Origin of the sequence: Candidatus Erwinia haradaeae (assembly GCF_900698925.1) — a bacterium.
In the GTDB taxonomy this organism is placed as follows: Bacteria; Pseudomonadota; Gammaproteobacteria; order Enterobacterales; family Enterobacteriaceae; genus Erwinia_E; species Erwinia_E haradaeae_I.
In genome coordinates this window covers 223,114-247,763 of record NZ_LR217713.1, presented here as the reverse complement: position 1 = coordinate 247,763, position 24,650 = coordinate 223,114, and the positions used below count along the sequence as shown (strand labels likewise).

Annotated in this window: 9 protein-coding genes and 1 pseudogene; 4 read left to right on the top strand and 6 right to left on the bottom strand. The window is 28.1% G+C overall.

Going from position 1 to position 24,650, the window contains the following annotated elements; all coding sequences use genetic code 11:
* The first annotated feature begins 158 nt into the window (after positions 1-158).
* Positions 159-1,088: a glycine--tRNA ligase subunit alpha gene (glyQ, locus tag HACICURV3402_RS00715; RefSeq protein ID WP_157992465.1), complete on the top strand. Its 930-nt coding sequence runs from the start codon at positions 159-161 to the stop codon at positions 1,086-1,088.
* A complete protein-coding gene (gene glyS, locus HACICURV3402_RS00710; RefSeq protein WP_157992464.1) occupies positions 1,081-3,159 on the top strand; it encodes a glycine--tRNA ligase subunit beta in 2,079 nt (692 codons plus the stop codon). Before glyQ ends, glyS begins: the two co-directional genes overlap by 8 nt.
* A gap of 3,162 nt (positions 3,160-6,321) precedes the next feature.
* Here the strand turns inward: glyS and HACICURV3402_RS00705 are convergent.
* Positions 6,322-6,630, bottom strand: a complete 309-nt coding sequence (locus HACICURV3402_RS00705; RefSeq protein ID WP_157992463.1) for a hypothetical protein — start codon at positions 6,628-6,630, stop codon at positions 6,322-6,324.
* A 284-nt stretch (positions 6,631-6,914) separates the two neighbouring features.
* Here HACICURV3402_RS00705 and rsmD point away from each other — a divergent pair.
* Together rsmD and nlpD are read left to right on the top strand one after the other, a co-directional pair.
* Positions 6,915-7,542 (top strand): annotated as a pseudogene (gene rsmD, locus HACICURV3402_RS00700) (16S rRNA (guanine(966)-N(2))-methyltransferase RsmD).
* A gap of 2,325 nt (positions 7,543-9,867) precedes the next feature.
* The gene (gene nlpD / locus HACICURV3402_RS00695; RefSeq protein WP_157992461.1) at positions 9,868-10,983 is read left to right on the top strand and encodes a murein hydrolase activator NlpD; all 1,116 of its coding nucleotides are present in this window, start codon (positions 9,868-9,870) and stop codon (positions 10,981-10,983) included.
* Positions 10,984-11,970: 987 nt separating this feature from the next.
* On the opposite strand, the gene dnaB is transcribed toward nlpD, so the two are convergent.
* The 5 genes from dnaB to HACICURV3402_RS00670 form a co-directional block, all read right to left on the bottom strand.
* Positions 11,971-13,389, bottom strand: coding sequence for a replicative DNA helicase (gene dnaB / locus HACICURV3402_RS00690; protein WP_157992460.1), 1,419 nt, complete (start codon positions 13,387-13,389; stop codon positions 11,971-11,973).
* Positions 13,390-14,853: 1,464 nt separating this feature from the next.
* A complete protein-coding gene (gene gap / locus HACICURV3402_RS00685) occupies positions 14,854-15,855 on the bottom strand; it encodes a type I glyceraldehyde-3-phosphate dehydrogenase (RefSeq protein WP_157992459.1) in 1,002 nt (333 codons plus the stop codon).
* Positions 15,856-18,153: 2,298 nt separating this feature from the next.
* Positions 18,154-21,138 carry a ribonuclease E gene (gene rne, locus HACICURV3402_RS00680; protein ID WP_157992458.1) on the bottom strand — a complete coding sequence of 995 codons (2,985 nt, stop codon included), beginning with the start codon at positions 21,136-21,138 and terminating at the stop codon, positions 18,154-18,156.
* A gap of 337 nt (positions 21,139-21,475) precedes the next feature.
* Complete coding sequence (locus tag HACICURV3402_RS00675) at positions 21,476-21,631, bottom strand: hypothetical protein (protein WP_162297967.1); 156 nt, start codon at positions 21,629-21,631, stop codon at positions 21,476-21,478.
* Between the two features lie 1,328 nt (positions 21,632-22,959).
* Positions 22,960-23,367, bottom strand: coding sequence for an H-NS family histone-like protein (locus tag HACICURV3402_RS00670; RefSeq protein WP_157992456.1), 408 nt, complete (start codon positions 23,365-23,367; stop codon positions 22,960-22,962).
* Positions 23,368-24,650: the final 1,283 nt, after the last annotated feature.

Sequence of the window (24,650 nt, the reverse complement as noted above, 5' to 3'; positions counted from 1 at the left end):
ATCTTTATTATAATAAAACATATCATTTATTATAATTTACTAAAATAATTAACCAAAGTTATATCCAAACTAAAATAGATATTTTTTATAATTTTCATCAAAATTATTACAATATCTAATTACATATAATAATTTATTATAGCGCATATAATATCAATATGACAAATCTTGACAATAAAACCGTCCAAGGACTCATTCTAATCTTACAAAATTACTGGGCCAATCAAGGCTGTAGCATTATACAACCACTAGATATGGAAGTCGGCGCAGGAACATGCCATCCAATGACCTGCCTACACGCCATAGGGCCGGAACCCACAGCAGTAGCCTATGTACAACCATCGCGACGCCCAACAGATGGCCGCTATGGAGACAACCCAAACCGTCTTCAACAATACTATCAGTTTCAATTAATCATAAAACCTACACCAAAAAACATACAAGACATTTATATTAATTCTTTAATAAAACTAGGTATTGACTTCACAACACATGATCTGAGATTTGTAGAAGATAACTGGGAAAATCCAACTTTAGGAGCCTTGGGTCTTGGATGGGAAGTATGGTTAAATGGAATGGAAATAACACAATTTACTTACTTTCAGCAAGTCGGCGGCCTAGACTGCAAACCTATTACCGGAGAAATTACCTACGGTTTAGAGCGCTTAGCTATGCACCTTCAATCAGTTAGTAACATTTATAAATTAATATGGAGCAAAAACACTCTAGGTACAATTACTTACGGTGACTTATTTCACCAAAACGAAATAGAACAGTCAACCTACAATTTTGAATACGCTGATGTTAATTTTCTTTTTCTTGCTTTGGAGCAACACGAAAAAGAAGCTAGAAATCTAATACAACTTCAAACACCTCTTCCACTTCCAGCTTATGAACAAATTCTAAAAGCTATACATAGTTTTAACTTACTAGACGCACGAAAAGCAATTTCATCTACTGAGCGTCAACACTGCATTTTACGTATTCGGTCTTTAACTAAATCCGTAGCTGAAGCCTATCTAACATCCAGAAAAAAACTAGGATTTCCTCGGTGTAAAAAAAATCAAAATATGGTGCACTATGAATAATCAAACTTTTCTAGTTGAAATTGGAACCGAAGAATTACCTCCAAAAACACTACGAAGTCTGGCCGAATCTTTTGCAGATAACTTTACTAATAGACTAAATCAAGAGGGCCTTATCCATGGTGAGATTCATTGGTTTGCTACACCTCGTCGCTTGGCTTTACAGGTAGAAAAGCTCGGTACAGAAAAACGAAGTTATGTAATAACAAAACGTGGACCAACAATTCAATCTGCCTTTGATTCTAACGGAGAACCAACCCTTGCGGCTAAAGGATGGGCAAAAAGCTGTGGCATTCGAGTTGATCAAGCAGATAAACTGATTACTAATAATGGTAGCTGGTTGACATACTGCTTTAAAAAAATCAGACCATGTGTTCAAATATTACTCCCAGAAATTATTGAAGAATCTCTAACTCGAATCCCTATTCCTAAAGTTATGCAATGGAACGAATCAAAAGTTCAGTTTATACGCCCAATACACCACGTAATTTTACTTCTTGGAGACACACTTATCGAAACCAAAATTCTGGGAATTTGCTCTACACGTACCACTCGTGGTCATAGATTTATGGGAATTCCCTATTTTAATATTAAACATGCTAACCAGTACCCAGAAATACTATTTACGCTTGGTAAGGTGCAAGCAAATTATCATGTTCGCAAAGAATTTATAAGAAAAGAAATTAACAAAGCCGCTTCAATTATAGGAGGAGAAGTAATTCTTAGCGAAGAACTTCTTGAAGAAGTAACTTCATTGGTAGAATGGCCAGTAGTTCTCACTGGAAGATTTAAAAAAAATTTTCTACAAATACCTAATGAAGCGCTCGTACAGACTATGCAGTCTCATCAAAAATACTTTCCTATATACCATCAATCAGGAGAGCTCTTATCTTATTTTATCTTTGTCTCTAATATTGAATCCAAAAATCCGGAAAAAATTATTTCTGGTAACGAAAAAGTATTGCATTCACGTCTAACAGATGCTGCATTTTTCTTTCATAAGGATCGTTATTATCGTTTAGAAAATTATCTTCCATATCTGAAAAACGTCTTATTTCAAAAAAATCTCGGTACTTTATATGATAAAACGCAGCGTGTTAAAAAGCTAGCAGGATGGATTGCTATGCAAATTGGAGGAAATATTAACAAAGCTCAGAGAGCTGGTCTTTTATCTAAATGTGATCTAATGACCAAAATGGTATGTGAGTTTACAGAAACACAAGGATTTATTGGCATGCATTATGCTCGTCAAGACGGTGAATCTGAAGAAGTGGCAATCGCACTCAAAGAACAATATCAACCTCGATTTTCTGGTGATGGCCTTCCTTCTAGCCAAACATCTTGTTCACTCGCAATTGCAGATAAAATAGATACAATAGTAGGAATATTTGGTATTGGTCTGCATCCAAAAAACGATAAGGATCCTTATGCTCTCCGTCGTATAGCACTTGGAATCTTACGTATTATTATTGAAAAAAAACTGCCCCTTGATATTCATGCGCTCACTAATGAAACGGTTCGTCTATATGAGAACCAGCTAATTAATTCTAACACAATAGATGATGTAATTCACTTTATATTGGGTCGCTTGCGATCATGGTATCAGGATAAAGGTCATAGAAATGATACATTGCAAGCAGTTCTCGCACGCCGACCATTTAAACTAGTAGATCTAGATTTACGAATCAACGCAATTACACAGTTTCGTTTTCTAAAACAAGCAACAGACCTTTCAGAAACTAATAAACGTATCTCTAATATTCTAGCCAAAAAAACAGATACATTAAATGCAAAAGTTCATAGAGAGTTATTAATAGAGCCAGAAGAAATTCAATTAGCAGATCAGGTTAATAACCTATACAGCATATTACCTCTATACTATGCAGATTTTCGTTATAAAGAAGCGTTGATGAAAATAGCTTCTCTGAATACAATAATTAATAACTTTTTTAATAAAGTTATGGTAAATTCCACAAATGAAGCATTACGTATTAACCGTCTAACATTATTATATAAATTACAATCTCTATTTATCGAGATAGCTGATATATCTCTACTTCAAGACAATTTCTGAATCTATACAAAATAACTTTCCACTTAAAAAATATCTAGTAATGTACATAGATAATTATCTATTATAGATACATGGCAGTAGTATCACCCAGTTTTAGCATAAAATGAATGACAAAAATAAAGAGATTTAATACACTTAATTGCTTAAAAAGCTAAACTTTCTAGTTGGTATTTGTGGCATTTGAAATTAAAAAATTTTTTATAAAAAATATATACTATAAAAATATCATGCTTCTAAGCAATAGGAGAAAATTTTTTGATTCTCTTCTTATAAAATATTATACTTATTTTTTTATATAATTTTCTATGTCATATTAACATGTATGTAACAATAAACCTTGTTAAGAAAATATAGAATTACTACGTAGTCACTACTAAAATATATGCTCAATTTTAACTGATCGAGGGTGAGCATATTATACAGATATCTATATTAATAGAATATATTTTCTACACTTAATTACTTCTTTTTTTATAACATTAAAAACTTTTGGGTTAGAACTATCTAACCTTCTATTTTTAGATCCATCTAATATAGTTCTCTTTGTCTTATAGATTTCTTTTTTAATCTAAATGACTCTTTACTTTCTCTTGTATGAAATTTTTACTTAATACCACCATATCACACATTAAAGGATCCTGGGAAATAACCGTATAGTTATTGAAAATAATAACGTAAACAAAATAATTTGTCTTTAATCTAAAGACTTAAACAGTAGTTTTCTAAAAAAATACTAAGATAGACTATCAATTTATTATATAAATTAATACCATAAAATACAACTAATCTATATTTATTTAAATATAGCTTATCTATTATATCTTATGTATTTTATTTATAAAAAATAAGTTCAATATAATTGTATAATACATTCAGCCTACCCTCTTTCAATAAAACCATATATTAATATCATAGCTATCAAAAATTATCACGCTCTCATGTATAAATCAAAAAATTAAATCAGACATAAAAATCAGAAAATACTTTCACTATTTCATCTCAAATAATTAAAGCAATGATATTTTCACCTATTAAATAACTATAAAATATAATCTATACATTCTAAATTAAGCATAAAAAATTAAATACTTATCTGATTTAAAAATTAGCAAAATACAAGATATACGTACCTTGAATAAAAACTTAATCTAATAAATCAATCATACAATCAATGTTTTTATTAACATACTCACCATCAAAACACACAATCTTCATTAATACTAAATAGAAAAATAACGCATCACAATATACTCTAGGTTTTCTTATCAAGAATACCATCATCTTTATTAAGATATTTATCTCTATCATTATTTGTGGCATAATAAATAATTTTTTATACAATAAAGTATCAGATGATGTATTTATCATAATTCTTAATAATCAATGCTATATAATTTTCAAAATTTTAAAAATCAAACATTCAATCACAAGAAATTATGATATTATATCTATATTATTCATGAAACTAATGCATAAAAAATAATGTTTATAATAAAATATTATACATCATTGGGTATGATGAGACATTACTATCTAAATATGAACAAATAACATTCTCAATGCCTATTTTAAAATAAACATACTTGACATATTTCTTGTATGTTAATTAAAAATTGATCAACCATTATGAAACTCATTTTCTACCTCTAACTTCCTACATTCAAGAATTTTAAAAAAAATTACTAATGCAGATAATATTCACATAATATATTTCACTAAATTAGATAAATATATCTTCAGTATAGAACTAAAACTATATTAGCATTTTAATATACCACATGTATCCCACTATTCTAGATAAAGTTGATAAGCTTATTAATTTTACAATTTTCTATTTTAGACATCATCATGAAACTTATGATCAAATAGCACTAATCAAATACATATAAAATATGAAAAAATTTTCTCTATCTCGTAACATAGAAGATACTTATTTCGCATCAAACTATATTTAGAATATATTTGCGCAAATAATTTCTATCATTAATAATTTAGTATAATCTCGAATTAATACATAATAAAATTGATTAATGTATTAGATGTATCACTAAGTCTCTTAACTAAAATTTCATATTATTTTATTAATGAAATTAATTTAAAGATGAGACTTACTTACTAGAATAATCCTAGTATTTCTAAAACACAGTGTGAATAAAATTTATTCAAAATACTTTAATATATTTTATATCTAGTTAAAAACTTTCTATCTAAGTAATGATGTTGATTAAATATCCAATGTGATGCATTCTATTCATATAACTCCATAATCACTATTATACATTTTTATATAATCAAACATTATGCTTTATTTAAAAAAATAATCTATTATGTACAATTCAAGACTGATTTAAATAGATAAAATAATAATCTATTCAAATAATTCTCATAGTGAAAGCTAGTACATATTTAAAATATCTATCAATCCATGATTAAATCAAACTTATTTATCTCTCTTCATTAGACTTCCTAAATTAAAAGATCAAATAGAAACCTGATTGACTTAACTAATTTAAATAAAAATAGTTTTCTCTATAAAATGGTCAATAATATTAACAGAATATACCGACTGTAGATAACCTAAATATAAAAAGTAAAATGTTTTTTAAATTATCCTGAAATATACTTTCAACTTTTCTATAAAAGAGACAAATATTAATTTATATCATAGATATATCTACAATATAACGAGATAATTCATCATATAAAGATAAAATTATAGCGAATATAATGAATAATTATTAAATTCAATATTTACACCCTTGTATTTTTTAGAAAATATTCTTAATTTTTAATTTAATTAAATTCAATTAAATCTTTATATATTTATCTATAAGATATCTAATGCAAAAAAACTACATCAATCTACATACAGTAAGTTACAGGTTACCTTTCTTACTTTAACTAATAATGCATTCCACATACCTAGTATGTTAATACTTTTCTAATACTATAGAAAAAATCTGTCTTCAATAATGAAAAAATACATATATAAATAATATGTCCTGTCTAGTACTATTTATTTATAGAAGACTTAATAAACTAACTCACAGTTAGTCCTCCGCTCTTTAGTTGAGTAATGGATTGATGGTAATAATTTAAAAATCGTTCACTTATTCTAACTAAAACTTCTCTTTCTGTTGATATAAACGAATAAAGAGGTTCTCAATGTAAGCGCCCCAACATAAATATGTGAAATTTCTTCTTCTCTAGTTGTTGGATGTAGTACCAACGCTCTTCTGGTTTTGGTGGCAAACCTATCTCATGTTCATGATGAGTTGGCGTGACTGACATAACACATGATTTCTCTGGAATCATAAAAAAAAATATACCTATAAAAATTGATTGAACAAGAATCACCATCGCTAATGCAATTGTTAATATACCGCTATTACGTTTTACACGGACAGTCACAGGATTTTTATACCCTAATCCTATTGCCCGTTCACGATTGACATAATCTTTATGTATCACTTTTTCTCCACATAATATCTTGTTGTTTCAATTTATCCAGATAAAAGCGCTCTATCAACTATTAATTTATAACTTACTCTTCTTTTTCAAGAAGAAGAATAAATAACCATTATGTTATTTTAACATATATAAAAATAAACTATAATGGATGAAATATTTTGAACAAAAAATAAAATATAACATTAGCATCTAAATTAAATAATAAAATACTAAGTCATCAAATGATCTATTCTCCAAAGTTTTAATCATACCTAGCTAATATACTTCTTACATATGTATAAGTAATGCTTTGTTCTAATCAACAAATAAGGTATTACAATACCCAAACAAGAACACCAAATTATGCCGCAAAAAAAAATCAGTATCATTGGTGGTCAATGGAGAGGAAGAAAACTATTTGTTCCTTATGGTAACGGACTGCATCCCACCACCCATCGTGTTCGTGAAATGCTTTTTAATTGGTTAGCATATGATATTTATCAAGCTAAATGTCTTGATTGTTTTTCTGGAAGTGGTGCGCTAGGGTTTGAAGCCCTTTCGCGACATGCCTCCAGTATTACATTGTTAGAAAAAAATCAGATAATAGCCCGTCAATTAACTAAAAATAAAAAAATCCTAGGAGCGAGTAATGGACATATTATTAATACAAATACATTGCACTACATATCTAAAAAGGGCATACCCCATCATATAATCTTTATCGATCCACCATTTTATCAAGGTTTAATTATAAAAACGATTACTCTCTTAGAAAGAAATTTCTGGTTAGAAAATGAATCGCTAATTTATATAGAAAGTGAAATTAACAAAACAGATATTCCAGTTCCAAAAAATTGGCAGATCTATCGAAAAAAAATAACCGGTCAAGTCGAATCTCGATTGTATCTACGCCTAAAAATAAATCATGAATAATATTCAAATTTCTATGTACAACAGTAATTAAATTCAATATTCTAAACTTTTTATTTTAAATACAAAATAATGTACCTATCAAAATTTATGAATATTCTTAACATTTTTTATCTTGTATATCATGAAATATTGCTTTTTGGAAGAAAACGATCTAAATCCCCTCTAATTTAATACAATAGATATAATTAAAAGTAAAACACAATAAAAAGCAAACAACATACATAATATTTATTTATAATAAATCAGTCTTTATTATACATCTTATAGATACTTTTTTAGCAATCATCCTCTTAATAATAGAGGGGAATTTAAAAGTAACAATTCTTCATTGAATAAAAATATTCTAATAACGCTTCTATCCATAACTCATTATATCTCTCATTAAACTCAATATTATTCCAAAATAACTTATTCATCCCCAAAATAAATACATACGATGTGTCAATCATACACAATCTGACTGATAATAAGTTATATGATTAGCATCAAATCATAATCATATACTAAATTATGACTTCCAATCTAAAAATTTAATAATAAAGAAAAGGATGAACAATATAAATCGAACTTCTATAATGATAATTATATTGCTTAGAAATAATTAATCATAGATATTCCTAATAGGATTATAAATGCGCTTCTTAACACAACTGAAAACAATTCCATAACGTCTAAAATTAGACTACAATCTTCACTGTAGATTACTAATAAATGGATAATAAAGAAAATAAAAAAGTAATATGGCACATATAAATATAACTGTCACCTTACAAACCATATTATTTTATATAGAAATAACTCTATTGATATTTTAATTTTAATATTCATGTCTCTAAAAACCAATCAATAGAATTAAATATATTAAAAATATAATCAAATACTTTAAAAATTAAATTTTTATGATTTACTCTTTACAAGTAATAAGTAATATTAATGAAATTAAATATAATATATGTAAGTTGTATCATTTAGACCCATATAACACTTTGTTCCAATAACCAAGGTAGACCCAGTTTAACAATTCACTTAGATCTCACAAAAAAGTAATTCTCATCTACCAATAGGAATTTACCTTTCTAAAATAATAAATTCTTATCTGAAACTTTGATATTGCCCAAAAATAACTATAATACATAAAATATGAATAAAAAAACTTTAGATGAAAATGAAATACATCCATAAATTTGTATTTAGCACTGTACAACCCTTGATAAATACACAATCTTAATTACAAGAACTAAATTGCTCTAAACCAAATTAAATTGTTTTTATCAAAACAATATAAAAGAATCTATTAAGCAATCATTGTAAAAACTAGTACAAAAAACTCACGAAATGTACAACTATTAAATACTGAAAAAAGAAGACCGAAAAATAATCTCCCCAAAATCCTATTTTGTAGAATCATTGACATTTGTAATACAAACTGCTTCCTTGATTTATGCATATTTTACTTTATATACATATGGTAATTGCATAACCTTTTCAGACTACTTGGCCGCATATTAATAATATAATACAAAAAATAATAAGGCAATAATCTTTCCTATAAATAAACATATTCTATCCAGAATCATCTGGATATGATCCTTTTATCATGTATAGTATTTTATATATATCTAAAAAAAATCCAGTAATGCAGAAGAATATAATTTTTTAATAAAAAATATACTTATTTCACTATTTTTAGCACATAATTACATATAAACTGAGTGACTAATTTTTAATAATCACATCTTTACTTTAAATAAATATAGAGAAATTTATAAGTCATGATTAACGTATTCACAACAGTATATAATACTGTCATCGATCACTTGATTGAGTCCGCTCTTCTAGAATATAACACTACCTATACTAATAAAAATCTCCGATCACATAAAGAAACATGAATTTTACTCTAATCTATATTAGTTATATAAAAATTATTTATATAACTAAATAAAAAAATTCATGTAAATCATATTCATATATGAATTTTATGTCACTAAATAGAATAAAAAACATATAAAACATACAAAATAAACATACTTTGATTGTAATCAATTAACTAATAGTTAGGAACTATAATGATAAGAACAATACAATCAAATCTAAAAACTAACTATACAACTTTTTCCTTATTAAAATAATATAGAAATAAATCTTTATTTATCACATTAATAATAAATCAGAAAATTCAGATATTATTATTATACCTCAAAGGCTTCACTAATAATATACTATTAAAAACATCTTAATCTCTCTTATTTTATTATTCTAATTAAGCGGAACCTAAGATTACGAATTCTACATTAATTGTATAAAGCTGTAATAGAGGAGTTAATGAAAATAGGAAAGCTACTATTTAAAGCCAATCCTGTAATAGTAATTACAGTACTAGGATGTGGTCTGATAGGTTGCTCTAAAACTATGAATACCGAAGTAACTATAAATATAGTTGAAAAAAATACATCAGATATGCTCAGTAATTACTTGAATCAAGTTAAAAACATTACTCAGATAAAAATCAATCATCCAATACAAAAACAATCACTATCTATATTAAATAAAAGAATAAGCCTCAATATCTCTAAATTACTCAAAATAAAAAAAATAGTAAAAAAACATGGTTCTATAGTTTATAGGAAAAAAAATACAAATATCAAACCAAAACCAAATAGCCAAACAAATTATATCGTTAAAAAAGGTGATACTTTATTCCATATTGCATCTATTACTAATAATACAGTTCGTCATCTAGCAAGTCATAATAACATTCCTATACCATCTGTCCTTGCTATAGGACAGAAGTTAAATATTCTTAAAAAAACTACTACTACAAAAAAATCTAACCATAGAGACACCACTCTAAATAAAAAAAATAAAACAAAACAATCTATCTCCAGCTTCAAGATAAAAACAAAAAAAAACAATATTAGGCACACATCAAATATTTTTTATCCTAAAAAATTAGATCAAGTTCATAAAATCAACGCTCCCCCTAGATCTAGTCACATTCTACTTAAAAAATCAGAATTCATTTCTACCCATATGATAAAAAATATTACTAAAAAAAATATTCCTCTTATAACAAATTGGAAATGGCCTACACATGGAAAAATTATTGATAATTTTTCTTCGGAAGAAGGAGGAAATAAAGGAATTGATATTGCAGGCGTATATGGTCACGCAGTTGTATCTACTGCATCCGGGCAAGTAGTATATGCTGGTAATGAGTTACGAGGATACGGTAATTTAATCATTATTAAGCATAATAATGACTATCTAAGCGCTTACGCGCATAACGCAACCATGTTCGTAGCAGAACAACAAACCGTCAAAGCTGGTCAAACTATCGCTACAATGGGAAATAGCGGAACGAACTCTGTAAGATTACATTTTGAACTTCGTTACAAAGGAAAATCTGTTAATCCATTATATTATTTACCGAAACAATAACTGAAAATACATTCCATATTATAAATAATAATAAACTTTTCGGTTTGTTAAACATACGAAGCAAAAATATACTAACCCATAAGTCAATGATTAACATCATCAAAATTACAAATATATGTTATAACAAATATAAATATCGTTGAGTCAAAAAACTAAAAATAATTAAAACTGAATACATATTTTGCCTGACACACATCAATATATTCAATATTGATTGAATTCTTGATTGTAAAAGATATAAGGTCTCTTTCTTATGTTACTACATGATCTGGTTAAATCTAAAACTTAGTTAGTTTAGATTCTTTTTCATACATTTAAATATATAACACTATACTATTAATGTAATGCTGATTGACACATTTGTTTGTTATTTCATGACAAACCGATTATCAAGTATATAAGAAAAAATAAAAAACTAATCCAATATACCTACTATCTTAAATCTAAATTTTTTTATTTATTAACAATAAAAAAATAAAAATCTTTGTTTCTTATTAAATAAAACATAGATGACAATCAATATTAATATATAATTCCAATGGAAATCCAATTTTATTGGCTCATAAACTAGAACAGCATGCTAGTTAAAATAGACAATATATAGCACCATTATTATTTTATAATATAATTCACTCAATTAATGAATATGTTTTTTTCTAAAAAAGAGAATATTTCATAAATGAAAAATTAATACAAATAAAATATTCTTTTTAATTTCTGTAGAAGCATACATCACCATTTATTATGATGCATGTTACCAATCAATAAAAACGTAAAACCAAGACTTATCATTTTAACTATCTTAATAAAATTATCTAAAATATACCAAAAAATTAAGAAAAGAGACTAATCTAATAAATCTAACATCTATATAAATCCTTATTTTTACAACTCTCTCTGTATTAAAAAATACACATACTTAATTGTTATTATATATATCACAATATTATCTAATACAGTATTCGATAAAAATATCATTCTATATACCTATTTATTATCATACTGTTGCGGCCATGCATAATTATCAAAGCGTGACCATTGTCCATTAAAAGTTAATCTTACCGTACCGACTGGACCATTACGTTGCTTACCCAAAATAATCTCTGCCACACCTTTTAAAGTGCTATGCTCGTTATAAACTTCATCGCGATAAATAAACATGATTAAATCAGCATCCTGTTCAATAGAACCAGATTCACGGAGGTCAGAATTAACTGGTCTCTTATCAGATCTCTGCTCTAAAGAACGATTAAGTTGTGATAACGCTATAACAGGTACTTTCAGCTCTTTTGCTAAAGCTTTAAGAGATCGAGAAATCTCAGCTATTTCTAATGTACGATTATCAGATAAAGCAGGAACACGCATCAATTGTAAGTAGTCAATCATAATCAAATTAAGACCACCGTGCTCTCGAAATATACGGCGAGAACGTGATCTCACCTCAGTTGGAGTAAGACCGGATGAATCATCAATAAACATATTTTTCTTTTTTAAAAGAAGACCCATAGTGCTAGAAATACGCGCCCAATCTTCATCATCAAGCTGGCCTGTACGGATTCTGGTCTGGTCCACACGTGATAACGATGCTAAAATTCGCATCATAATCTGCTCCCCAGGCATTTCAAGACTAAAAATAAGAACCGGCTTATCTTGCAACATTGCTACATTTTCACATAAATTCATAGCAAACGTGGTTTTTCCCATTGAAGGACGCGCAGCAACAATAATTAAATCAGAACGTTGTAAACCAGCAGTTTTCTTATTTAAATCTTGATAACCTGTATCCATCCCAGTCACACCATCATGAGGCCTCTGGTATAAAGCTTCAATACGTGATACCGTAGATTCAAGAATTTCATCAACACTTTTTGGCCCTGAATCCTTTTTAGCCCTATTTTCAGCAATCCGAAATATTCGTGACTCTGCGAGATCAAGTAGAGCGTCACTACTACGACCCTGCGGATTATAACCTGAATCAGCAATTTCATGTGCTGCAGAAATCATCTCACGAACAACGGCGCGCTCACGTACTATATCCGCATAAGCACCAATATTTGCTGCACTTGGTGTATTTTTTGACAACTCTGCTAAATAAGCAAATCCACCTGCTATATTTAATTTACCTTGCACCTCCATCCATTCAGATAACGTTATCAAATCAATCGGTTTACCTTGATCCAGCAAATGCTGCATTTCTTTAAAAATTATCCTATGAGGGCGACTAAAAAAATCCTGAACCACCACACGTTCTGAAATATTTTCCCAACGGTCATTATCAAGCATTAAACCACCTAATACTGATTGCTCCGCTTCTATTGATCGAGGAGGTAATTTAATCCCCTCCATTTGGCTATCAAATGGCTCAGTATTTGCATAGAACTTGTGGATGGATTTCTTTTCTATCATAAGAATTTTGTACCAAAATCGTTTTAATGAAATAATTATCACTAGAAGTAAAATTTCTATCAATTCTAGCATTCTGCTAAGGCTTATAATTAGCCTTAATAATAAAACAACTCAATATAGATAGATCTCTATACAATGGAACTAAACCATAATCATCTAGATAGTTAAACGCTCGCGTCTATAATGTGGAAAATTTTTTTCAACTCAATAATATTAATCTAGATTATAGTGATAATCGACAATAAATTAAAATAATCAAAATCAAGCTATATTAGAATTAATTCTTATTTGTCTCTAGTATTTACATACTATTTACAATTCTTTTATCTACTTAGAAAATAGAAAGTAATAGTATCTTGAATTATTCAATTACAATCGACTAAATAAGATAATATCAAAGCTTGTGATTTAAAAAATGTGTATTGCATACACAACTGAAAGAACATAGTATAATATTAATGTATAAGAAAAGAAAAATAACGATCTTCTCTCAACAAATAAAAAATGTCATATCCATTACCTAGACTCACCATAAATCTTAGTAAATAAATTAATTTTTTCTAAAAAATTAAAAATCAAGTAACTACGATTATCATTACTTGTATTAAATTACATTGCATAACTAAATATTTTAGAATCTAATTTGATATCCTTCTCCATCTTTATTACCCTCAATACTTATATTAAGATACTTGTCTCTATATCTTATAGATCAAAATGAAAACAATGAGGTATATTAAATAGAGTGATAAAACGAATATCTCTTCTTTCTCTTAAGATAAGAGATTTGAGTTTTCTAGAAAAACCCATGATTTATATATTAATCACAAAATGTAATTCCCATGCTACCTATTAGCAAATCAGTTAAATCTTTCATCTAACCATAACGATTTGATTACAAAATTAATCTTTATAAACCATTAACCTCTTCAGCTTAGATGATAAAATCTTATAAACTAATTAAATTTTACTATTAAATCCTTGTTAAGAAAATAATATCTACTACAATTAACCGGATTTCATTAATCAAACACTAATGTTAACTATATTAATTCTTTATATTTTCTTTTTTATTTCTCATTGATAATTAGATAAGACTGTTACAAAAATAACGAGATTTCAGATCCAAAAATATTTTATATAAATCTTTACTATAACAAAAGCACACTTATGACACTCTTAATGCCTTCTAAACTTATAGAATGAGGTATACCCTGGCACGAACATATTAAAAAAATCAAACTATAAATATTTTATATTATAGATAAAACTTCAATACTTTAATATCATCCAGTCTCATTAATAAACCATATTTATTACATCCAAAATCATACAACACTCATTATTTCTTTTTATTATAAAAATAGTAAAAAAATAAAATATTAAAATAAAAAGATTTTATAATTTCTTTTCTAATCATCAATGTGATTTCTTATAAAATATAACTGCCTCGCGGCTTTTAATTTATTTAAAATTACTAATATAAGTTACCAAATCAAGCACCTTGTGAGAATATCCTGTTTCATTATCATACCATGCCACTAATTTTACGAAATTTTTATTTAAAGCAATCCCTGCTTGTTCATCAAAAACACATGTAAAAGTAGTACCATTAAAATCAGTAGAAACCACTTGATCTGATGTATAACCAATGATACCTTTCATCGAACCTTCGGAGGCAGATCTAATGACTTCACATATTTCTTTATAAGATGCAGATTGTACCAATCGTGCTGTTAAATCAACGACAGAAACATTAGGAGTAGAAACCCGAAACGACATACCAGTTAACTTACCATATAATTCAGGTAATACTTGTCCCACCGCTTTAGCCGCACCAGTGGAAGAAGGAATAATATTCTGACCCGAACCTCGACCACTACGCCAATCTTTATAAGAGGGACTATCAACAGTTTTTTGCGTTGCAGTTACGGCGTGAATAGTAGTCATTAAAGCTTCTTCAATCCCAAATTTATCATGTATCACTTTTGCTAATGGAGCTAAACAATTCGTGGTACAAGATGCATTAGAAACAATATCCTCACCTTTATAGACATGATTATTTACCCCCATAACAAACATAGGTGTAGCATCCTTAGAAGGACCAGTTAAAACAACTTTCTTTGCTCCAGCCTTAATATGTTTGCGCGCAGTCTGATCAGTTAAAAACATTCCAGTTGACTCTACTACAATATCAGCATCCACCTCATTCCATTTCAAGTCTTCTGGATTCAATTCAGAAGTAATACGAATCGAATGACCATTTACTAGTAACAATCCATTAAAAGAGCTGACTGTACCATTAAAACGACCATGAGTTGAATCGTACTGCAACATATACGCCATATATTCAGAATCAAATATATCATTAATCGCTACTATTTCTATGTCAGAACGTTCTTGAGCAGCTCTGCAGACAAGACGACCAATTCGACCAAAACCATTAATACCTACTTTAATAGTCATATATTCACCAAACATTTCAACATTGATTGATTATATAATAATAGAAATCATTATAGTACCATTAAAAACAACCATAAACACGATTTTAAAAAAGCTTACCAAAAGAATCACCTTAGTGATAACAAGTTACATATCCAATTTCTATTCCCTTATTGTGATCAGCATTCTTAATATTGAACTGAATGATCTATGTTATAAAATTCTCTATCAATCAGACCTATAAAATACATCTAATTTACAGATACGATAAAAAATAATAAATATAACTTTAATTTTCTCTAAATTATATTTCATTAATGAAAATTTTCTAAGACAACTTATCATATTAATCTCTACATCTTATACTACTAAAATTCTTATAAAGTGAAATATATTCTAAATGATTTTTAAAATTAGATATATATGATATCCTTATAATTCTGATACATATAAATAAAGTCTTATCAAGATAAGCTTCTCCTATTAAACCTCTACAATCAACTAAATAAAAAAATAAATATTTTAATATCGTATTAAAATTTTGATAAAATAAAATTTTTTATTTCTATAAATCTTATGGTTTTCATATTTTTTATTAAAAAATATTACCTATGACTAGATTTTTATAAATCCTTGTAAATCCATTAATGAACCATATCATTTTCTTAAAAAAATATAAACAAAATACATAACATCAATAAAAAGAATATTCTATTATGTATATATTTTATAGATATATTAACCACCTAATGAATTAACTGATTACTCTATGTAATAAAATGGCATATATTAATCAATATATATCAATAGAATATATCAATAGCTCATATATGGATATTCTTATTGTTTATCAAAAATCAAAACTAACCATACAATATTATCTTATAGATAAAGGATATAGAACACTAACTATTTATTATTGTTGTGATCATATTAAAATATAGATGGAACAAAAGCATTAACATCAATATTCCGTATCTATTATGTCTTCTTTATAAATTCAAGAAAGATAAAATCTTAAACAATTAATTATCTTGTTATAGTTTAAAGCTATCTAAACTATAAATTGCCCAAAATCCTAAAAAGATTATTTCCTAATATTCGACTGAATATACTTATTAATATATCTATGTGTTCAAAACTTGTCTGAAACATAAATCTTATTAATTGCTAATATCTAAGCAATCAGTACCTCTTATGCTTAATTCTAGTTTCTAAAAATTCTATAGCCGTTCCAATCAAAGACCTGTTCTATGAACCATCGTAATAGTAAATATATTTTTAATCATAAACACATAAACTTTTCATACACAGACTTAGAAAAATCTTAACTTTATTAAATAAAAAAGATCCAAAACCACCTAATATAAATTCAAAACAAGCTAATAATATTATTTATAATAATAAGATATAAAGAAAACTCATTTTCACAACCAATGCTTATCTTCTTTCTTAACCAATCATAAATGATATTTATCTTTGTACAAAAAATTATTTATCTTAACACTTCATTATTATTATAACAAATTATTATAACAATTAAAAAATCTATATAATCTATCCCCTATATACGTATAGATATCATTACTATAATTCCATAATTATTTCTAAATGAACTTTCGATTTATAAATCAACTCGCAATTACTTTATCTCCTATTAGTAAAGAAAAGCACTGAGGACATTTATTAATGATTTACTAAATAGTAGATCTTTTTTACAAAATAAAAAATATAAAAATTTAATAATTAATTAATTAAGAAAATGGTATTTTTTGACGATTATAAAATCAATATAACAGACTACCGTAATATCTCAAAAATTTACATTAAAATCAACTATGTTATAATTCTCATGTCACAGATACACAATATTGGAAATATAGACTGGTCACACCTTATGGAACGCTGTGTCTTCTTTGCGAAGACACAGCAACTAAATCATATAATACTTACAATACCACTTCATAGATAATACTTATCGACTAACGAAATCATAGCAAATATTTACATCAAGCCACTTACCACTATATATATAAGATTATAAAATCTATTACTAACTATAAAATTACTTAATTCTACCTAAACATACACATACTCATAAACAATAGAAGCTAATCAGTTATTTGAGATAAATAAAACTCATATATTCTCAGAAAGTTTTATTTTATGGAATAATTATATTATTCTCTTTAACTTTCGTAGGATATATCCCAAAATTTTAATTTGAAATAGAGAAAATTATTTAACACAACCTTTAGAAAAAATAAAATCATTATATGGATCATTATAAATTTTTACTAAAAGCTGTATGTGTAGATCTTAATTAAGGCTTTCTTCTTTTCTAGAAGAAGACATTTGAATTTCTTTAGAAAAAAGAGTTACTTTAGTGACAGGAGCAAAAGAATGTCTACGATGTAAAATAGATTCACCGAGAGAGTTCAAGACAGGAGACGACGTGGATGTCATACTATCTGAAGATAAAATAGTAACAATATTTTCTACTTTAACTGATGTTAGTATTCGTTTATTTTCTACAATTTTCTTAGAATTCTGAGTAGACTCTACTTGTTGATTTACCGGAGTAGTATCAATCTTTGAAGACATGACGTTCTCTGCGTCTGTATTGCGAGAATCAGAATGAACATCTGTAGACACAGAAAATACATCAATACCAGGAGAAACTGATTTTGATGAAAGCGCATCTCTATGAGTAGATTCTGTAATAGTTGAATGATCGGTTTCTTTATGCAAGGAACTATTCTTATTCACATGCGCTACTGGATAAAAAATCCATACCCTGCCTAAGGCAACCTCAAGAGATGCTACGGCATGAGATAATGGCATAGGTGAACATCTTGGATACCGTTCATACACGTATCTCCGACGACGATGCCCAGAGACGCGTAAATGCCTTGGTGTTCGACGGGTACGGCGAATAATACTACTACCACGAACATGAGTAGAATCATCTAATTTTAAGTCTGTCATTATTTTTCTAGCTTCTTCGGTAACTACAGTAGACTTCTCTAGATACATAGAGCAAAATTTAGTCTTCTCCGGAATAACCACTGGTGTTGATTTGCTCAAATCATTATGAGAAAGAGTGGTTTGTACTAAATGTACATTTTCTTCTGTTTTTTTAACCTCTGTCGCATTTCTTGAAACAAGATGAGGAGTGTTCTCAGCCTCAATCCGAAGAAATTTATTATCTTTATTAGAATGGGCATAACGATTTTTTCGTATATGTCTAGACTGATAGTCTAGCTTAGAATTACACTCGACTGGCACTTTTGTAACAGGAAGGTCAGCTCCTAACGGTAAACTACAGTCGTCTTGAAAAGAATCACTGATTTTTCTTATTGAAGATATTTTATTTTCAGTTCTAGGCTCATCTAGATCATCATTACGAATTTTACCTGGATTATCTCTAATTATGCGATTAGAGATATGATTATTTAATTGACGATTTTGATGATTATGCGATCTAACCAAACATTCTTCTACATTTTTTTTCCGGTCTAATGCTTCGTTTTGTTGAGAAGAGCGCCTATGAATCTGATTAAATAATTTACGCAATACACGAGTCATACAGATACTTAATTTATATACTCTTAAATACGAAGCCCTAAACATCTTAACGCATACACCGATCTTTATCCTGTCTTTTAAAAAAACTTCTTTTTTCTCCAGTGTAGGCTCTAATATTCCAGCTATAGTCAGTTCTTGGCGTTCTAAACGCTTACGTTCAGCATATCTCTCGTCAAGAGAGAGGTTAAGTTCATATGCATGTAATTTTGAAAGATGATAACTCAAAGTTTGAGTCTCCTCTCCACTTCGAATACGTACTACCGAATAATGTGGAGTCTGCATATTATCATTGGGAACAATAATAGCACGAATACCTTGAGTGCGTTTCTCAATTGCACTAACAGCATCACGTTTCTCATTTAGTAAATAAGATGCAACCTGTACAGGAACAATAGCATGAACTTCCTTAGTATTCTCTTTTAGAACCTCTTCTTCTATTAAACGCAAAATAGAAAGTGATAGTGACTCGTTATCACGAATATTTCCAGTCCCACTACAACGAGGACATACATGATGGCTAGACTCACCCAGTGATGAACTAAGTCTTTGACGCGACATTTCCAACAAACCAAAACGTGAAATATGACTTATCTGAATACGAGCTCGATCCTGTCGCACTTCTTCACGTAAACGATTTTCTACAGAACGCTGATTCTGTATAGGACTCATATCAATAAAATCAATAACAATCAAACCCCCAACATCACGCAAACGTAACTGTCTAGCAATTTCATTAGCTGCTTCAAGATTGGTATTGAATGCTGTTTCTTCAATATCTCCGCCACGAGTAGAACGAGCAGAGTTAATATCAATAGCAGTTAAAGCCTCAGTAGTATCAATTACAATAGAACCCCCTGATGGCAACCGAACTTCACGCTGAAAAGCAGATTCAATTTGTGATTCAATTTGATAATGGCTAAATAATGGAATTTCACCTGTATATAACTTAATTCTACTACTAAAATCTGGCCGACCTAATGCAGAAATATGCTGGCAGGCCAAATGAAATACCTTTGGATTATCTATTAGGATTTCACCAATATCTTGACGCAAATAATCACGAAACGCACGTACAATCACATTACTTTCTTGATGAATCAAAAATGGAGCGGATCGGTTATTGGCAGCCTTTTTGATGGCTTCCCAATGCTTAATACGAGAACTTAGATCCCACTGCAATCCCTCAACAGATTTTCCTACTCCGGCAGTGCGAACAATTAAACCCATTCCATCTGGTAAATCCAACAAAGCTAATGCCGATTTTAGAATAATACGATCATTACCTTCAACACGACGGGAAATACCACCAGCACGAGGATTATTTGGCATCAATACTAAATAACTACCCGCTAAACTAATAAATGTTGTTAACGCTGCCCCCTTGTTACCACGTTCTTCTTTATCAATTTGCACAATAACTTCTTGTCCTTCACGCACTAAATCTTTTATGTTTGGTCGACTATGGCTATTAGAACGCTTAAAGAAATATTCACAAGAAATCTCTTTAAGAGGCAGAAAACCATGCCTTTCCACACCATAATCTACAAATGCAGCCTCAAGACTAGGTTCAATACGAATTATCCTGCCTTTATAAATATTAGATTTTTTTTGTTCATATCCAGAGCTTTCAATATCTAAATCATATAGACATTGCCCATTGACAAGTGCAACACGCCACTCCTCTTTCTGAGTTGCGTTGATCAGCATTCTTTTCATCATAACTTACTCATTATTATTACATTTGTTTATAAAGCTATGAATATAATCACATAAAATACCATAGCCCTATAATCTATATGTAATTATACAACTAATAACCCGAAATAATCGCTAACATTAAGAGAAAGCGCCAATACTTAATAATCTATTTATCTATGGAAAAACCTATTAATGAAATAGCATCTTATATTTAAGAAAAACATTGTAATACATCTTAGACAGTAAACCAAAAAAGTAACTTATCTCCTTGTTCTTATTTCATTTAGAAAAATAACCTAGTTACTTATACAAACAAAAGTATATAATACAGAGCATCTCATTACTATTATATGAGTCACATCCAAATTAATTTTTTATTTTCATGTATGTTGCATCCTGGTACACGCGTAGCGCTAGTCAAACTAGTTCTAGATAATTTACAAAAACCCACACACGCATCTTCATCCAATACACTTGCAATATTATCGCATTGCTCAAAAAAAGATAGCAAGATAACTTTTCTATAACCAATTAAGTTTTAATATGATTAATGTTAAGAAGGCTTTCATGATCATATCGCTTTATATAATTCATGTCACTATACCTTTTAATTGATACTACCAAATCTTCTAATTATAAAATGCAAGAAAAACAACATAACACCTAGACCTAAAATCCAACTGATTACTCTACCTCTTAAGGTAAATTTACAGACCTAATATCCTAAAATACAATAAAATTCTTATTTTAACCACTACCGACGGAAATTTATACTATTCCAAGTGTATATATTTTTGACATGCTGATTTAAATCAAAACCTCTATATAACAATCAACATTGAGAATCATATTGCTAATACAGCATCTCTGTTCAAAATACTCCTAATATATGCGAATACTAAAAGTATGCATTCTCTATTATAACTAATAATACCAGATCTCAAGCACAAATCTATCATCAAATATCGCTAATCTATGACATAAAAAAGTGATACCAGTATCATATATAATAAGCAATCGAAAACAGTCAGATACTATTCTTATATCTAATTAAATGAATAGTAAAATACTATGTTATGTATGCATCATATTTACTAAAAAAACCAAACAAGAACATATTCAGAGAAGTAGATCCGATACAATCGAATAAAATTCTTTTATATAAAAAACGAACAGGTTACTTGTTAATACATTTAAGAATGAGATTCAATACGAAAACTATATTGGTAAAAATATAAAGATATATAAAATATACTAACCATCTTATCGATAACCTGTATCTAACCTTTCATAAACATATCATTCTCATCTATAATGAGACTAATAAAAAAAATAAAAATAAATAATAAACATGTTCTAATATCTCAAGATATATACAAGTAAAAACACCCAGATAATATCTGGGTGTTTTTAATGACCATAAATAACTAATAAGAAAATAGAAATATATACTATTGTCCCTATACGCTAATTAATAGAATATACTATTAAGAATGAACAATGACTTAATTATTAATAAAACTAAAAATAAACATCGTAAAAATATATCCACTAGTCCATTCATGCACTTAAAAAATAATTATTGACAAACCAATTTGTTTGATTTGTAAAATTTAATTTTACAGTTATAATAAAAGTCTATTGGTGATCATTAATGATTATCCAGGCAACGAAATTAATAACATAGCATACAGGATCCTTTATTAAACCTCACAACTAAATTCTATCTTGCATCAGATTATTACTCTAACTATCATGATTCTATAATCATCAATATTATCGAAACTCATGACTGAACCGAACACTGCTCACTCCATTCACCTGCTAAGTTTTGGGTATCTAAAGGAGAAAATCTTCTAAATTTTTTCCATATCTCTCCATAGCATATCGAATGATTGTGGGGGTTCGCCCCTGGCCAGTCCAGGTTTTTTTTTCTCCCTTGTTGTCTATATAGACGTACTTTGCGGGACGCACAGCACGTTTAGTTTTACTAAGCGTTTGGCTACAAGATGTATTAGATAATAATTCACTAGGATTAATACCATCAGTAATTAACATCTCTCGGTATTTCTCAAGTTTACGGAGACGCTCTTCAGACTCTAATCGAACTTGACTTTCTTCTTCGCGGCGCTCATTAACCACTAACTCAAGTTTCATCAACATATCTTCTAGTGTCTCTAAACTAAATTCTCTTGCCTGCACACGTAATGTACGAATTTTATTCAGAATTTTAAGCGAAGTACTCATAGTTAAAGTCTCTAAATTATATATATCCGGACCATAATATATAACAGTAGTAATAGCAAGCATGAACTGCAATAGTTTATATTTCATTAACAATAAAAAAATAATAAAAAGAACAAAGCATATATTTTGAGTCAATATACTTTTACTAAAACAGTTTCATTCTTATTCATTCACAAAAAGAAAATACCTTAAATATTCTAGAATATTGAAATATAATGATTATCCTTGCAATACAATAAACAGACCTCTCGCGTGGACTCAAAAATATTAATTCTCATTAAATATAAAAATATCATTCCATAAATAATACTGATATATTTTATCTTCTTTATTTTCATTATATCAATCTATAGTTCCATATCGAATAGAACTAAGCAAACACACTGATACAGCATACTTACTAAATGCTTTAATCTAAAAGACTGCTTGAAGTAACCAAAATTCTCCCACCACTTCACAACAATATCATTATCTCACTTTAATATTTAAATTTATACTCGTAATAATATATAACATTTATTATCTAGTTCTAAAAATAAAATAAAAATAGAAACTAATTCTAGTGTAAACATTATTTTTTACATTTAAATAATATTAAATCTATACTAAATCTTCTTCATAAAATCTAGTATAACTTATATTTCGCTCTAATCCACATATAGAATATCAACGCAGAACGAATCAAGAAAACTATTTAAAATATATACTTATATTATCAGAACTCTATTTACTTTAATAAAAAATATATCTTGTATTCTAAATGATTCATTTTGTCTAATATCAATCTAATAATAATATGCACTTCCTTGTCTGAATATACACCGTTTTTGTTTTTCAAAAAAATACAAAAATAATTATAATAGAACAACCACAAAAACCTTCTTTCATAAATTTCGTTTGAATACTATATAATTAGCATTGTCTAATATTACTATATCCAGAATACTTTTATTAATCTAGTCCATTTAACCTTAATAAAACATCTATCGTTTGATTATCTATTTATCTAAATTTTTTAAACACTACTAAAAATACAATAATCTCCATACTCATCTAAATTACATTTAAAATTATTCAAAACATGTACATAGTATTCTCTATGCTATAGATTTACACAAATGACTTCGCGTATACGAACATGATAATCGTCAAACTTGGATCGATTGATATAATAAATAATGTTTAGTATTATAGAATCTATCTAATAACAGATAATCATTTATTTAATAATAAATCGATAAAAATAAATTTAAAGATATATTTGCAAACCCCTAAAACTTACT

What these genes read in the sequence shown, in the direction of transcription:
- glyQ (WP_157992465.1), top strand. Translation starts at nt 159, where the DNA reads ATGACAAATCTTGACAATAAAACCGTCCAAGGACTCATTCTAATCTTA.
- glyS (WP_157992464.1), top strand. Translation starts at nt 1,081, where the DNA reads ATGAATAATCAAACTTTTCTAGTTGAAATTGGAACCGAAGAATTACCT.
- nlpD (WP_157992461.1), top strand. Translation starts at nt 9,868, where the DNA reads ATGAAAATAGGAAAGCTACTATTTAAAGCCAATCCTGTAATAGTAATT.
- dnaB (WP_157992460.1), bottom strand. Translation starts at nt 13,389, where the DNA reads ATGATAGAAAAGAAATCCATCCACAAGTTCTATGCAAATACTGAGCCA.
- gap (WP_157992459.1), bottom strand. Translation starts at nt 15,855, where the DNA reads ATGACTATTAAAGTAGGTATTAATGGTTTTGGTCGAATTGGTCGTCTT.
- rne (WP_157992458.1), bottom strand. Translation starts at nt 21,138, where the DNA reads ATGAAAAGAATGCTGATCAACGCAACTCAGAAAGAGGAGTGGCGTGTT.
- HACICURV3402_RS00670 (WP_157992456.1), bottom strand. Translation starts at nt 23,367, where the DNA reads ATGAGTACTTCGCTTAAAATTCTGAATAAAATTCGTACATTACGTGTG.